Annotated in this window: 10 protein-coding genes; 9 read left to right on the top strand and 1 reads right to left on the bottom strand. The window is 64.0% G+C overall.

Going from position 1 to position 15,059, the window contains the following annotated elements:
* Positions 1-258 precede the first annotated feature (258 nt).
* The 9 genes from ACU688_RS26200 (at position 259) to ACU688_RS26160 (ending at position 10,469) form a co-directional block, all read left to right on the top strand.
* A complete protein-coding gene (locus ACU688_RS26200) occupies positions 259-654 on the top strand; it encodes a DUF2946 domain-containing protein (RefSeq protein ID WP_448186968.1) in 396 nt (131 codons plus the stop codon).
* A 46-nt stretch (positions 655-700) separates the two neighbouring features.
* Complete coding sequence (locus ACU688_RS26195; protein ID WP_448186967.1) at positions 701-1,183, top strand: copper chaperone PCu(A)C; 483 nt, start codon at positions 701-703, stop codon at positions 1,181-1,183.
* Positions 1,184-1,194: 11 nt separating this feature from the next.
* The gene (locus tag ACU688_RS26190; RefSeq protein WP_448186966.1) at positions 1,195-1,596 is read left to right on the top strand and encodes a DUF2946 domain-containing protein; all 402 of its coding nucleotides are present in this window, start codon (positions 1,195-1,197) and stop codon (positions 1,594-1,596) included.
* 93 nt (positions 1,597-1,689) lie between these two features.
* On the top strand, positions 1,690-3,750 hold the full coding sequence (locus ACU688_RS26185; RefSeq protein ID WP_448186965.1) for a TonB-dependent copper receptor: 2,061 nt from the start codon (positions 1,690-1,692) through the stop codon (positions 3,748-3,750).
* Between the two features lie 184 nt (positions 3,751-3,934).
* Complete coding sequence (locus tag ACU688_RS26180; RefSeq protein WP_448186964.1) at positions 3,935-5,317, top strand: PepSY-associated TM helix domain-containing protein; 1,383 nt, start codon at positions 3,935-3,937, stop codon at positions 5,315-5,317.
* A gap of 150 nt (positions 5,318-5,467) precedes the next feature.
* Entirely contained in the window at positions 5,468-7,576 is a 2,109-nt protein-coding gene (locus ACU688_RS26175; protein WP_448186963.1) for a TonB-dependent receptor, read from the top strand.
* Between the two features lie 156 nt (positions 7,577-7,732).
* On the top strand, positions 7,733-8,515 hold the full coding sequence (locus ACU688_RS26170; RefSeq protein ID WP_448186962.1) for an ABC transporter ATP-binding protein: 783 nt from the start codon (positions 7,733-7,735) through the stop codon (positions 8,513-8,515).
* Positions 8,512-9,459, top strand: coding sequence for an ABC transporter substrate-binding protein (locus ACU688_RS26165; protein WP_448186961.1), 948 nt, complete (start codon positions 8,512-8,514; stop codon positions 9,457-9,459). Before ACU688_RS26170 ends, ACU688_RS26165 begins: the two co-directional genes overlap by 4 nt.
* A complete protein-coding gene (locus tag ACU688_RS26160; RefSeq protein ID WP_448186960.1) occupies positions 9,456-10,469 on the top strand; it encodes a FecCD family ABC transporter permease in 1,014 nt (337 codons plus the stop codon). Before ACU688_RS26165 ends, ACU688_RS26160 begins: the two co-directional genes overlap by 4 nt.
* On the opposite strand, the gene ACU688_RS26155 is transcribed toward ACU688_RS26160, so the two are convergent.
* A complete protein-coding gene (locus ACU688_RS26155) occupies positions 10,464-14,948 on the bottom strand; it encodes a hypothetical protein (RefSeq protein WP_448186959.1) in 4,485 nt (1,494 codons plus the stop codon). The genes ACU688_RS26160 and ACU688_RS26155 overlap by 6 nt on opposite strands.
* Positions 14,949-15,059 lie beyond the last annotated feature (111 nt).

Below are 15,059 nucleotides of genomic sequence, written 5' to 3'. Positions count from 1 at the left end.
CCAAAAATCCCCTGTGGGAGCGGGCTTGCTCGCGAAGGCTGTGTATCAGTCACCCCATGTATTGGCTGACACTCCGCTTTCGCGAGCAAGCCCGCTCCCACATTAGCACCGCATTGCCCTTGATATCAGCAACCTATCAGTTCCCGTCTATCCTCAACCACTGGCACTGCGACACCAAACCACACCACCCCTTTTTACTTATCCCCTACGATCAGGCTAAATACCCACCTGATCGTTTAACCCTACGGATTGTCCGCCATGGCCCGTCAACGCTTTGCAATTGTGTGGATCGCCTGCTTTGCAGTGCTGTTCAACGCCTTTGCCATGCCGCTGGCCAGCGCGATGCAGCAATCCCAGGACCCGGTGCAGCAATTGTTGTGGGGCAGTTTCTGCTCGTCCAATGGTGCGACGCTCAAGACCATCGCACTGGGCCAGCTGGAGATTCCGGCACCGCAGCAGGACGATCATTCCACCATGCAGCATTGCTGGTGTTGCTCGGGCTCGGCGCCATTGGTGGCGTTGCCGGGGCATGTGCCGCAGTTGTACCTCACGCAATTCAACACCGCTCAAAGCTTGCCGCCGCCCCGGCTGCAAAGCCCGACACCGCGCCAGCAATGGCCGAGCCTTAATCCGCGCGCCTCTCCAACGGCCTGATGTCTTCGCAAGTGAACTGCGTTTAGAACCGTTCTGGAGAACTGCCATGCTCAAATCTTCCCTGCTTCTGGCCGCGTTGTTGCTGCCGGTGTTCAGTGCTGCCAATGCCGATGACTACAAGGCCGGCGACTTGCTGGTCAGCGACCCCTGGTCCCAGGAGTTGCCGCCGAATGCGCCAACGGTCGCGGCGTATTTTGTGATCCACAACACCGGCGCCAGCCCGGACCGCCTGCTTAGCGTCGAGACGCCCGTGGCCGACAAGGCCGAGCTGCATGAACACGTCATGCAGGGCGACCTGATGAAGATGCAACAGGTGCCCAGCGTCGCCGTGCCCGCAAAAGGCGAGCTGACCTTCGCGCCGATGGCCTACCACGTCATGCTGCTGGGCCTCAAAGACCGCAGCCTGTTGGCCGACGGCAAGCAATTCCCACTGACCCTCACCTTCGAAAAAGCCGGCAAGGTCGAAGTGGAAGTGTCGGTGCAAAAAGTGCCGCCGATGGCCGCCCACGAGCATAAACACGCCCACTAGGCCAATACTCGATGGGCGCCCCTCGCGCCAGGTTGTCGCCACACGCTCGCGTAACGCGCGGCAGTTGGATCAGCCTGTTCGCCATGCTGATGATCTTTATCGGTCCGCTGATTTCCCAAGCGATGCCGATGGATCATCACGCCGGTATGTCGATGAGCATGTCCATGGACATGCCGATGGACCACGGCGATGCCCATCACAAAAAAGCCCCTGACGAACACCACGCCCTCTGGGCCAAGTGCGGCTATTGCGACCTGCTCTACAGTTGCCCCGCCCTGCCCGGCGGCGTTTCCACGCTCACCCTCGGCGCCCCACCGCCGGCCACCGCCCTCACCCCCGCCACGCGCCTGGGCCATGCCCGGCAGAGCATCTTCCCCGGCGCCCGCAGCCGTGCGCCGCCCATCGTCTCGTAAGCACTTCACAGCGTTACTTCACCCCGGCCGACTTTAGACAGACAGCCGCAGGCTGCTGGCCGTGTTGTTTACGATTGATTGATGGAATTTGTCATGTCCAGGTTTACTGCTGACTCCCGTTTGGGATGTACCCCCGTGTTCGCCGTTCTGTGCGGCGCACTCTTGGTGCCACTGGCTCACGCCGATGAAAACGAACTGAGCCCCACCGTCATCACCGCGATTGCCCCCAGCTCACCGCTGACCGTGATCACCAACCCCAAGGACCCGCGCCAACCGGTGCCCGCCAGCGATGGCGGCGACTACCTCAAGACCATTCCCGGCTTTGCCCTGGTACGCAATGGCGGCACCAACGGCGACCCGGTGCTGCGCGGCATGTTCGGCTCGCGCCTGAACATCCTCACCAATGGCAGCATGATGCTCGGCGCCTGCCCCGGCCGAATGGACGCGCCCACCTCGTACATTTCCCCGGAAACCTACGACAAGCTCACCGTGATCAAAGGCCCGCAAACCGTGCTCTGGGGCCCGGGCGCCTCCGCCGGCACGATCCTGTTCGAACGTGAGCCGGAGCAGTTCGGCGAACTCGGCACACGCCTCAACGCCAGCGTGCTGGCCGGTTCCAACGGGCGCTTCGACAAGGTCATCGACGCCGCTACCGGTGGTCCGCTGGGCTATGTGCGGGTGATCGGCAACCAGGCCCACGCCGATGACTACAAGGACGGCAACAACGACACCGTCGCCTCGCGCTATGACAAGTGGAACGGTGACGTGGCCGTCGGCTTCACCCCCGACGCCGACACCCTGCTGGAACTCACCGCCGGCCGTGGCGATGGCGAAGCGCGCTACGCCGGACGCGGCATGGACGGCTCGCAGTTCCTGCGCGAAAGCCTCGGGCTGCGCTTCGAAAAATCCAACATCGGCGAGGTGCTGAACAAGGTCGAGGCCCAGGTCTACTACAACTACGCCGACCATGTGATGGACAACTACACACTGCGCACGCCCTCGGGCACCGGCATGATGGCCGGGCCGATGGCGTCCAACGTCGACCGCCGCACCCTCGGCGCACGCATCAAGGCCACCTGGCGCTGGGCCGATGTGCAGTTGATCAGCGGCCTGGATGCGCAGACCAACGAACACCGCCAGCGCAGCAGCATGGGCATCGACACCTACAAGGACCTGCCCCGGGTCAAGGACGCCAACTTCCACAACTACGGGGTGTTCGGCGAACTCACCTGGTACGCCGCCGACCGCGAGCGCCTGATCACCGGCGCGCGCCTGGATCGTGCGTCCGCCAAAGACTTCCGGCAAACCACCGGCTCCGGAATGATGAAGCGTCCCAACCCGACGGCCGACAACACCCGTGCCGACACTCTGCCTTCGGGCTTCGTGCGTTATGAACACGACCTCGCCGACAGCCCCACCACGCTCTACGCGGGCCTAGGCCATTCGGAACGCTTCCCGGACTACTGGGAACTGTTTTCGCCGAACACCGGCGCCGCCGGCTCGGTGAATGCCTTCGACGGCGTGAAACCGGAAAAGACCACCCAACTCGACTTCGGCGCGCAATATAAAAGCGCCGACCTCGAAGCCTGGGCCTCGGGCTACATCGGCCGCGTGCAGGACTTCATCCTGTTCGACTACAAGCCCGGGATGATGGGTACCACCTCCCAGGCGCGCAACGTCGACGCGCGCATCATGGGCGGCGAACTGGGCGCGGCGTACAAGCTCACGCGCCACTGGAAAACCGACGCCACCCTCGCCTACGCCTGGGGCAAGAACAGCAGCGACGGCAAGGCCCTGCCACAAATGCCGCCGCTGGACGCGCGCCTGGGCCTCACCTACAGCGAAGACGACTGGAGCGCTGGCGCCTTGTGGCGGGTGGTCGCGGCACAAAACCGCATCGATCAGAACAAGGGCAACGTGGTCGGTAAGGACTACGACAAGAGCGGCGGCTTTGGCGTGTTCTCGCTGAACGCGGCGTACCGCATCAACAAAAACTTCAAGGTCAGCACCGGTGTGGACAACCTGTTCGGCAAGGCCTATGCCGAGCATTTGAACCTGGCCGGCAACGCCGGGTTCGGCTACCCGGCCAATGACCCGCAGGCCATCAAGGAGCCTGGCCGCACCCTGTGGACTAAAATCGACATGAGCTTTTAACGCATTGTAGGAGCGAGCTTGTTGTGGCGAGGGAGCTTGCTCCCGCTGGAGTGCGAAGCGCTCCCAAGCTTTTTGGGGCTGCTGCGCAGCCCAGCGGGAGCAAGCTCCCTCGCCACAACAGCCGGCTCCTACAGGTTTGGCGTTCACAACCCAAAAAAATCACAAGCCTTGCGGAAAAAGCCTGATGAACACTCAAAAAATCTCCTTCTACAACCTGGCCTGGCGCTGGCACTTCTACGCCGGCCTCTTCGTCGCCCCCTTCATGGTGCTGCTGGCCCTGACCGGCATCATCTACCTGTTCAAACCCCAACTCGACCCACTGATGTACGGCCACCTGCTCACCGTCCCGGCCGCCGAACACGCGCTGACCGCCGACGAGCAGCTGCAACGCGCCAAGGCCGCCTACCCCGAGGCCGCCATCAGCAAATACCTGCCGCCCGCGACCACCACCAGCAGCGCGCAGTTCGTGCTGCACGACAAGGGCCGCGAACTCACGGTATTCATCGACCCCTATCGCGGCAGCGTCCTCGGCGAACAAGACGCGAAATACAACCTGCAAGCCATCGCCCGCGCCCTGCACGGTGAGCTGATGATCGGCACCGTCGGCGATCGCCTGGTGGAACTCGCTGCCGGTTGGGGCGTGATGCTGGTGGTGTCCGGCGTGTACCTGTGGTGGCCGCGCGGCAAGTCGTCGGCCGGTGTGTTGTGGCCGCGCTTCAGCAGTCGCGGCCGCGTGCTCTGGCGCGACCTGCACGCCGTCACCGGCTTCTGGGGTGCGGCGCTGTTGCTGGTGATGCTGCTCAGCGGCATGACCTGGACCGGCTTCTGGGGCAAGCAATACGCCGACCTGTGGAATAAATTCCCGGCAGCGATGTGGAACGACGTGCCGCAGTCCGACCAGCAAGCCCGCGTGCTCAACACCGCGAGCCAGCAGACCGTGCCCTGGGCCATGGAAAACACGCCGATGCCGATGTCTGGCGACCACGCCGAACACATGAACCACGGCGCCATGCATTCAGCGCCCGCCGCACCAACGTTGCGTCTGCAACAGGTGGTGGACCTGGCCAACGCACGCAAAGTCGAGCCCGGCTACAGCATCACCTTCCCCACCACCGCCGAAGGCGTGTTCACCGTCGCGGTGTTCGCCGACGACCCGCGCAACGACGCCACCCTGCACGTGGACCAGTACACCGGCAAGGTCCTCGCCGATGTGCGCTGGCAGCACTACAACACCGTCGCCCGCGCCACCGAAACCGGGGTGATGCTGCACGAAGGCAAGATGTTCGGCTGGGTCAACCAACTGATCGTGTTGCTGATCTGCCTGATGATCCTGCTCAGCGCCGTCAGCGGCGTGGTGATCTGGTGGAAGCGCAAACCCCAGGGCAAGCTCGGGGTGCCGCCGCTGCGCCACGACCTGCCGAAGTGGAAAACCGCGATGGTGATCATGCTCGGGCTGGCGATCGTTTTCCCGTTGGTGGGCGCGTCGTTGATCGCCGTGTGGGCGTTGGATCGCCTGGTGCTGTCACGGTTTTTCAACCGACATGAATCTGCCTCAGGTTCGACATGAAACCCGTGAGATGCCCGCCATAGAGCACTTCTGTAGCCTTGCGCGACGTTTTGCCGCGCAGCGAATAAGTGTTAACTTATAACACTTACTGCGTTATCGTTGCTCGCCGCGCCCTGCGGCGAGCACCCTGCCAAGAAGACTGATCAACCGATGAACAAGTACCTCGCGTCCGGCCTGTGCCTGCTCGCCCTGCACACCAACGCCCAGGCCCTGACCCTGCCCGCCAGCCCCGTCACCGCACCGGCTGTGGACGATGCACACATCGACCTGAAGACCCCGACCACCGCCGGTTCGCGCCTGAACCTCACGGCCCTGCAAACCCCCGGCAGCGTTGAAAGCCAGACCGGCGCGCAGATCCGCGAACGGGGCGATGCCAGCGTGCAGGACGCGATTTCCCGCGCCACCGGCATCAGCCGCACCGGCACACCGGGGGACGGCGGCACCTCGTTGTCGGCCCGTGGTTTTACCGGCCAGGGTTCGGTGATGCAGCTCTATGACGGAAACCGCATGTACATGGGCATGGGCACCTCGACCTTCCCCGTGGACACTTGGTCGGTGGAGCGCGTGGACGTGCTGCGCGGCCCGGCCTCGGTGCTGTACGGCGAAGGCGCCACCGGCGCGGTGATCAACACCGTGCCGAAAAAGCCCTTCGAAGGCGAGATCGAAAACCACATCCGCCTCGGCTACGGCTCCTATGACCGCCAGCAACAGGCCCTCGACAGCGGCGGTTCGCTGACCGATACCCTGAGCTATCGCCTCAACCTCAACCGCCTGCGCAGCAACGGTTTCATCGACCATGGCGACTCCAGCAGCGACTTCATCAGCGGCGCCCTGCGCTGGCAGGCGGCGGACAACCTCAGCTTCACCCTCGCCAGCGACTACGGCGACCAGCGCCCGCAAAACTACTTCGGCACGCCGCTGATCAACGGCCAGCTGCACAAAGGCCTGCGCGAGAAAAACTACAACGTCCGCGACGACATCCAACACTACAACGACCAGTGGACGCGCCTGACCAGCGAGTGGCAGATCAGTGACAACCTCAGCGCCAGCAACGAGCTGTTCTACCTGAAAAACCAGCGCCGCTGGCAGAACGCCGAGAACTACAACTTCACCGACGGCCAACTCACCCGCAGCGGCAACTACGGCATCAAGCACAACCAGGAACAGGTCGGCGACCGCCAGACCTTCACCTTCAAGCACACCCTGTTCGGCCTCGACAGCCAGACCGTGACCGGCGTGGAATACAACCGCATCCGCTTCCGCCTGGCCAGCAACTCGCCGTTCACCGACAGCTTTGCCGATGGCCAACCCATCGACATCAACCACCCGGCACCCGGCGAGTTTGCAAGCAGCAGCGCGTTCCAGCCGCTGTTCGCCACCACCACCAAAACCGTCGCCGGCTTCGCCGAAAACCGTCTGCAACTCACCGATCAACTGGCGCTGGTCACCGGTATCCGCCGCGATTACGCCCACGTCGACCGCGATAACCTGCGCACCGGCGAACAGTCCGACAAGACCCTCACCGGCAATAACTGGAAAGCCGGCCTGGTCTACGCGATCAGCCCGGACACCTCGATCTACGGCCAGTACGCCACCAGCACCGACGGCGTCGGTGGCCTGATTTCCCTGAGCCCGAGCCAGCAACAGTTCGACCTGTCCACGGCCAAGCAAACCGAGATCGGCATCAAGCAAGCCTTCTGGGACCAGCGTGGCGAGTGGACCCTGGCCGCTTACCACATCGTCAAAAAGAAATTGCTCACCGACGTACCGGGCGACCCGGACCTCAAGCAGCAAGTCGGCCAGCAATCCTCCCGTGGCCTGGAAGCCAGCCTCGACCTGCAACTGCCCCACGCCTGGGCCTTGCAAGCCAACGCAGCGCTGGTGCATGCGCAATACGACGACTTCAAGCAGGACGTCAACGGCGTGCAAGTCTCCCGCGACGGCAACCGCCCGGTGGACGTGCCGCGCCGCACCGCCAACCTGTGGCTGAGCAAGGCCGTGACCGACGACATCCGTGCCGGTGCCGGCGTGCGTTATGTGGATGCGCGGTATGCCGATATGGCCAACCAGAACGAGCTGCCGAGCTACACCGTGGTCGATGCGTCGGTGTCGTGGAAAGCCATGCGCAATACCACGCTGGGGCTGCAATTGAATAACCTGTTTGATCGCACTTATGCGGTCAGCCAATACAATGACGGGCAGCAGTGGATCCTCGGTGAACCGCGCTCCTTCTTCGTCACGGCGGACTACACCTTCTAACCGAACACACCACAGAGCCCCATGTGGGAGCTGGCTTGTGTGGGAGCTGGCTTGCCTGCGATGCAGACACCTCGGTGTAACAGCTGCACCTCTGTGATGCTATCGCAGGCAAGCCAGCTCCCACAGTTTTGATCTGCGTTGGACTTGAGAGACTTGATGACATCGCTAACCCTAACCGACCTCAACTGGTCCCCAACCAGCCACTGCCATCACCAGTTCCACCTGCGTGACGCCAGCCTGCAGGTCGGTGCGGGGGAGTTCGTCGGCCTGATCGGCCCCAACGGCAGCGGCAAGACCAGCCTGTTGCGCTGCGCCTATCGCTTCACCCAGCCGGCGCGCGGCGACGTTTCGCTCGACCACCAGAACGTGTGGAAACAAAGCGCCAAATGGTGCGCGCAACGCATCGCCGTGGTGCTCCAGGAATTCCCCGACGCTTTCGGCCTGCGGGTGGATGAAGTGGTCGCCATGGGCCGCACGCCCCACAAAGGCTTGTTCGATGGCGACACGCTGCACGACCAGCAACTGGTGCAAACCGCCCTCGAATCGGTGGGCATGCAGGGCTTCGAAGACCACGCCTTTGCCACCCTTTCCGGCGGGGAAAAACAACGGGTGATCCTCGCCCGAGCCCTGGCCCAGCAACCGCAATTGCTGATCCTCGACGAGCCCACCAACCACCTCGACCCGCGCTATCAGCTGGAGCTGCTGCGGTTGGTCAAGCGCCTGAATATCGGCACTCTGGCGAGCATCCACGACCTGAACCTGGCCGCCGCTTTCTGTGATCGCCTGTACGTGATCCACCACGGGTGCATCGTCGCCAGCGGCACGCCTCACGAAGTACTGACCGCCGAACTGCTGCGCGAGGTGTTTGGCGTCGAGGCCTTGATCGACCGCCATCCCTTGTCTGACTACCCCCGAATCACCTGGATAACCCAACCATGATCCTGCGCTCCCTGCTGGCTGTAGCCCTGTTGTCCGGTGCCTCTGAAGCATTCGCCGAGGCCACCCATTACCCGGTCACCGTCAAAAGCTGCAACCGCGACGTGACCTTCCAGGAAGCGCCCCAGCACGCCGTCAGCCACGACATCAACATGACCCAGATGATGCTCGCCCTCGGCCTCAAGCCGCGCATGGCCGGCTACAGCGGTGTGACCGGCTGGAAGTCCGTCACGCCAGAAATGGCCAGCACTCTCGACGGCTTGCCGGAACTGGCCAGCAAGTACCCGTCGGTAGAAACCCTGCTCAATGCCAACGTGGATTTCTTCTTCGCCGGCTGGGACTACGGCATGCGCGTGGGCGGTGACCTCACGCCCGCCACCCTGCAACCCTTGGGCATCAACGTGTACGAGCTGACCGAGTCCTGCGCGTTCGTCATGAAGCGCCCGGCCGCCACCCTGGACGACACCTATAACGACCTGCGCAACCTGGGCAAGATCTTCGACGTACAAGACCGCGCCAACACGCTGATCGCGCAGATGCAGGCGCAGGTCGCCGAGGTGCAGAAAGACCTGCCCGCCGACCAGCCCCGCGTGTTCCTCTACGACAGCGGCGAAGACCGCGCCATGACCTCCGGCCGCCTGGGCATGCCCCAGGCGCTGATCGCGGCGGCCGGCGGGCGCAATATCCTCGACGACATCGAGGCCAGCTGGACCCGCGTCAACTGGGAGACAGTGGTGGAGCGCAACCCGCAGGTGATCGTAATCGTTGACTACAGTGAGATCACCGCCGAGCAGAAACAGGCGTTCCTGCTGAACAACCCGGCGCTGCAAGCGGTGGACGCGATCAAGAACCAGCGCTTTATCGTGATTCCTTATGTGCAAGCCACGCCGGGCATCGATAACGTGCTGGCTGTCGAGACACTGGCCAAGGGGTTCCACGGCGAATGATCAACCGTCGCTATGCCTTGTTGCTCGTCGCCCTGGCTGCGCTGTTGCTGGCCTCTTGTGTGATCTCGCTGGGCTTTGGCCCGGCGCGGGTGCCGGTGGACGTGGTGTGGCGGATCATGCTGTACAAGGCCTTTGGCATCGGCGAGGTGAGTTGGCCGGCGGGGCAGGAACATATCGTCTGGCTGATCCGCGTGCCGCGCATGTTGCTGGGCGCATTGGTCGGCGCGGGGTTGGCCTTGATCGGCGCGGTGTTGCAGGCGGTCACGCGCAACCCGCTGGCTGATCCACACCTGCTGGGCGTCACATCCGGCGCCACTCTGGGCGCGGTGATCGTGGTGCTGCATGTGGGTGAAATAATCGGCTTGCTGACCTTGCCCATCGCCGCGTTTATCGGCGCATTGGCGAGCATGCTGGTGGTGCTGGCGGTGGCCAGCCGCAATGGCCGCCTGGAGAGCGATCGCTTGCTGCTGTGCGGTGTGGCGGTGTCGTTTGTGATGATGGCGGTGGCCAACCTGTTGCTGTTCATGGGCGACCATCGCGCTGCCTCGGCGGTAATGTTCTGGATGCTCGGCGGCCTGGGCCTGGCGCGCTGGGAGCTTCTGGCGATTCCCGCCGTTACGGTGCTACTGGGGCTAGGGGTATTGCTGGGCATGGCGCGCCCGCTCAACGCCTTGATGGCCGGTGAGCAGACTGCCGTGACCCTCGGCCTAAACGCACGCACGGTGCGCTTGAAGGTGTTTCTGGTGGCCTCGCTGATGACCGGTGTGCTGGTGTCGATCAGCGGCTCCATCGGCTTTGTCGGCCTGATGATCCCGCACATCGCGCGGCGCCTGGTGGGCGCCGAGCACCGGCGCTTACTGCCGGTGTGCGGGCTGCTGGGCAGCTTGTTCCTGGTATGGGTGGACGTGGCTGCACGCACCCTGATCGCCCCCGAAGACTTGCCGATTGGCGTGGCCACGGCAGCCATCGGTGGGCTGTTCTTTATCGGCTTGATGCGCAAGCGCTCATAGCTCGTCCCTGGCCGGGTAGGCCGGCGCCACCTCCCAGGTGGAATGTTCCTCCCCCGCCTCCAGGGTCCATTCCACCTTCAATACGCCGCTGCGGGTCCAGTAATCGTCCGGGTCCAACACCTGCACCACGCCATCGCTGGCCAGGCGCGATAGCCATTGCGTCGGCCGATAGTCCGTGGGGCCCAAGAGCCCGCCGGTGAACAAATCTTCTTCACGCTCAGTGTAGCGAGGCAGGTATTTGAGCAAGCCGCCCTGGCGTGTCGACAGATAACAGAACGCACCGCGCACGCCGTTTTTGAACAGCAGGTTGCGATAGAACCCGAGGGTGTCGCGCGCCACGAAGTGTTCCGCCAGCCTCTGGTCCTGCGTAGTGTCGTCCGGGTTGCCGGGCATGCGCTGGAATAACAGGTGCGCCGCCACCAGCTTGAAACCGGACGGATACGCCGGTGCCGGTGAAGACGGCTCGAACAGACCGCCTTTAACCTTGAACAGCCGTCGCGCCAACGGTGAGTCGATCCCTGTATCCCGCAACGGCTCAAGCGCAACGAAGGAGGTAGACGCGGTATTGACCAGCACCAACCCGAGGTAATGCGCCTCACGTGCGAGACGTCGCTGGGCATGGCGGGCAGCGTCATCCGGGTGGGAAAACAGCGGCCCGAATGCCAGGGCCTTGTCGGGTTGCGCCGCACTGCGCCGGGGCTCCCAGCCCGATTCGATGCGGCCCTTGATGCTCCACATTTCACTGGTAGCCAGCACCGTCAATTCATGGGCCTGGGCCATTTCACGGATATAGCCCAGTGGCTTCAGGCTGCCATTTTTTAGACGCGGCAATGCGTTATCAAGGGAGGCCAAGGGTGACTGCAACCGTACCTGAAGCCAGGCCCCGTCCACGCAGCCGACAAACACCGGCAGGTAGTCGGAAGGTTTGGCGCCTCTGAGTCCCCAGGCACGGGTGAGGTCCGCAGGCGAAACGAAACAGCGATACAGCGGGTCGCTCCGCAAAATTTCGGCCTGCGCCGGCGGGCACAGGTACAGCCCTTGCACCTCCAGGCCTGGCGGTGCAACGCCCCCTACCAGCAGCCGATCCAGGTTCAGGGCAAGGGCGCCAGCCGGCTGGGGCGCAGTGGCCACATACTGCTCGGCATTGCGCGACTTGAGCACCACGCCGTAGCTCAACAGGCGACGCTGGCCGCTCTGGCGGTGCAGGTCGCGCAAGGCGTCGGCCAGTTGCACGAACACCGGGCCGAGGGGCGCGTCCACCGACAGCGCGGGGACGTCATCGAGCACGGCAGCGGCCTGCCATTGTTCGACTCGGGCCGCCTGCCCCCACAGGGTGCTGCCCTTGACCACGCGCAACACCAACGCCCGCGCCACACGGCTGACGTATTCACTGGGCGCCAGCACACCGTCGCGCAGGGACTGTTCCAACTCGTTGAGCTTGGGGTTCGCCGTACCACGCACCCGCAACTTCGCCGCCAGCGAGCGCTCCAGCGCGCCGCCGTTGCTGGCCACGCTGAGCAGCGCGCCATCGTCACAAAACAGGTACTCAAGGCCGGTGGAAAAACGCAGCGCGCTGGGCGAGTCATCGAGCATGGCGCCGAGAAAGTCCGTGGCAAACATGTTCTGGTACACCGCTCGTTCGCCCTCGCTCAGGGCGAAGGGCAACTGCCCCAGGCGCCGCGAGTGGTAGCGCGCCACCGCCGTGCTGCCGCCGAGGAATTGGGAATGCACCACCAGGTCATCGCGACGGATCCAGCCTGGCGCGAAGTTCTCGACGTAGACCGCCACCGGATCCGTGGCCGTGAACAGACCGTCGGTGCGCCGCAAAATCAACCCACCGTAGACCCGGTCACGGCGATTGCCCAGACGAACCTGAGCATGGCGAGCAGCATCATCGGCGGTAGCGAAACACGGGCCCAACGCATGCCGATTGGCCTGGGCGAAGGCGAACCATTGCGGCCCGACGCGACCGGCCACGTCCCAGCAAGTGCTGGTGTTGATCACCGTCAGCGGCCCGCCCAGCGCCACCTGGCGCACGTAGCCACGGGCCGTCAGGGTCTGGCCGAGCCTGGCCTGCAAGGCGTCCGGGTCCATTTTCCCTGACTCATCCTGAAGCACCCCAAGCGGGTCGTAGCCGGGATCGAACATCAATAGCCCACCGTCGAGGGTCGACAGATACAGCGCCAGCGTGTGGGGCGCGCGCGCACGTCGCCGCCCCTGTTGATCGTAGAGGGCCGCATACAGATCGTGCGCACCGATAAAATGCCGCGCCACCCAGGCCGCTTGCCCACGCAGGTCTTTGGGCAAGCCACTGGCGCTGTAGTAGACGGCATGGGTCGTAAAGCCTTCGGTCAGCACCGGGGCGCCGAATTCGGCGGCGAATATCAGGCGGTCCAGCACCGCGCCCGGCACCACTTGGGTGGCGACATAGACTTCGCTGGCTTTGTGTTTGAGCACCACCCCCAAACCTTGGGGCGCCTGTGCATAGGCATGGCGCCAACGCGCGCAGGCATCGACCACCGCTTGCCGGGCGCTGGCGAAGATCGGCCCCAGCTCGGGCTGTGGCGGCACATGGTCGGCGGTGATCACGTAGGGTGGCGACCAGTCGCTCTGCACCCTGGCGGGGCTGCCCCACAGCCGGTTGCCCACCACAACCCGCACCACACCGGCCAACACCATGGCGCGCACCACGTCGCTGGGCACCAGGCTGTGATCCTGCAATTGGCGCTGCAACTGGCTGCCGCCGCGTTCCGGGGCGCTCAGGTCGAACAGCTCGCGGCTCAACGCCGGGGCGTAGGGTTCGAAGGCGACCAGGCTGTCGGCCGAACCCGACAAATACGCCGCCGGCACCTTGGGTGCCAGTGTGAGGACCTGGTGGATATCACTGTCCAAAAACATCTGCGCAGCCACCTCGGCCTCCGCATCCCCCGGCATTACCGGGCTGTGGGCGCGCGAGCTGTAAATCCCGTGCAGGCTGTAACCGGCCGGTATCACCAGCGGCACACCGCCGCGGTCCACCGGGCCGACGCGGCTCATATCAAAACGGGGGCCGGGGTTTTCCTGGGGTTCAGTGGCAAAAAAATGCTGCTGCGGGCCCTTGAGGATCAAGCCGATGTACTCACGCTCGCGCCGACTGCCAATACGCTCGTGGGCATAGCGCGCCGCATCATCGGCCAGCACAAACGCCTGGCTCAACACCGCCATTGGATGACGCGAATACGGTTGCCAGTGCCCATCGATACGCCCGACCACGTCCCACAACGGGCTGGTCCTGACCACCGACAGATCACCGGCGGCGGCCAACTGCTGAATGTAGGTGCGCACCGCCATCCGCCCCTCGTCCAATGCCGCCTGCTGGCCGTTGTCGATGCCTCCCCTGGACGATCTCGGGGGGTTGTAGAAGCGCGACTCCGCGCCCGAGTTGGAAAATTGATAGCGCAACAACGCGCCGTCGACGGTACTCACGTACAGCGCCAGCCCCGGCAGATCCAGTACCCGTTGCAGGTTGATCGCGTGGGCCAACACCTTGGGCAGAATAAAGCGCTCATACAGCCAGGGCTCGCTCACGGCCTGCGGTGCCACAGCGTCGATCGCCAGCCAGTAGAAACCGGCAAACCGGTAGTCCGGCGGCAGGTAAAAAGTGCCGTCACCGGCGGAGCGAAACACCAGATGCGGGTCGAACACCGGCTCCGTCACCGTCACCGGCTCAGTCGCCACATACCGTGGGTGATGGGCATGTTTGAGCACAAAACCCAGTTGCCGGGCCGTTGGCGTGCGCAGCAGCCATTGCTGGGCAACGGCCATGGCACTGGCTGCATCCGCGCAGACCGGGCTGAAGGAGGGGTCGGTGTTGGCAGGCTCGGGCACCGGCACAAAGGCTTTCCAGGCGGATGACACTTCACCGCGCAAACCCGCCCACACAGGCGACGTGATCACCACCGCCAGGGTGCCGCGCTCAAGCAAGGCGTGCACATAACGCTCCACCGGCTCAGTCTCGGGCGGCAGCGACAGTCGCGCCCTGGGTTGGTCGTCGTGCACCACAAAACGCAGCAACGAGCCCTGCGGGCCGATGGTAAATACCCCCGGCACCAGGCCGGAACAGGCCGCCACCACCCTGCCCACAGGAAGGCTCTGGATCAGCGCGATACGCTGGGGCGTCCAGCTGGGGCGCAAGCGTTGCAGCAACGCGGGGTCGTCGGAGTCGCAAAAGTAATAGGTCAGGTATCGATAGCCCTCGGGCATCAGACGATCCCCGGCGCTCTCCATGGTCAGCTCGCCTTCGAAGAGAAAGTCCTCCAATTGGCCTTCCAGTGGCCGCGTCGCGCGGTAGTGGCCCTCGGGGTCGATGAGGATATAGCCACCGGTAAAACGATTTTTGCGCCGGTCGATTTGCGCCAAGGCGTGACGGGCGGCGTCGTCCGGCAGCAGAAACGGCAGGCTCAGGTGTTGCAGCAGTTCATGGGCAGTATGGGTTGGCATGGCGATGTCCTTCACGTGATTACAGTTCATCCCTGATGGGAAGTTGGGTGGATGTATCGGGCAGTTTCAGATCGGCGCTTGCAAAGGCAGGGCTTTGCGTGCCCGGGCGGG

Source organism: Pseudomonas acericola (SeqCode) (assembly GCF_053456465.1).
This window is presented reverse-complemented; position numbering and strand designations above follow the sequence as displayed.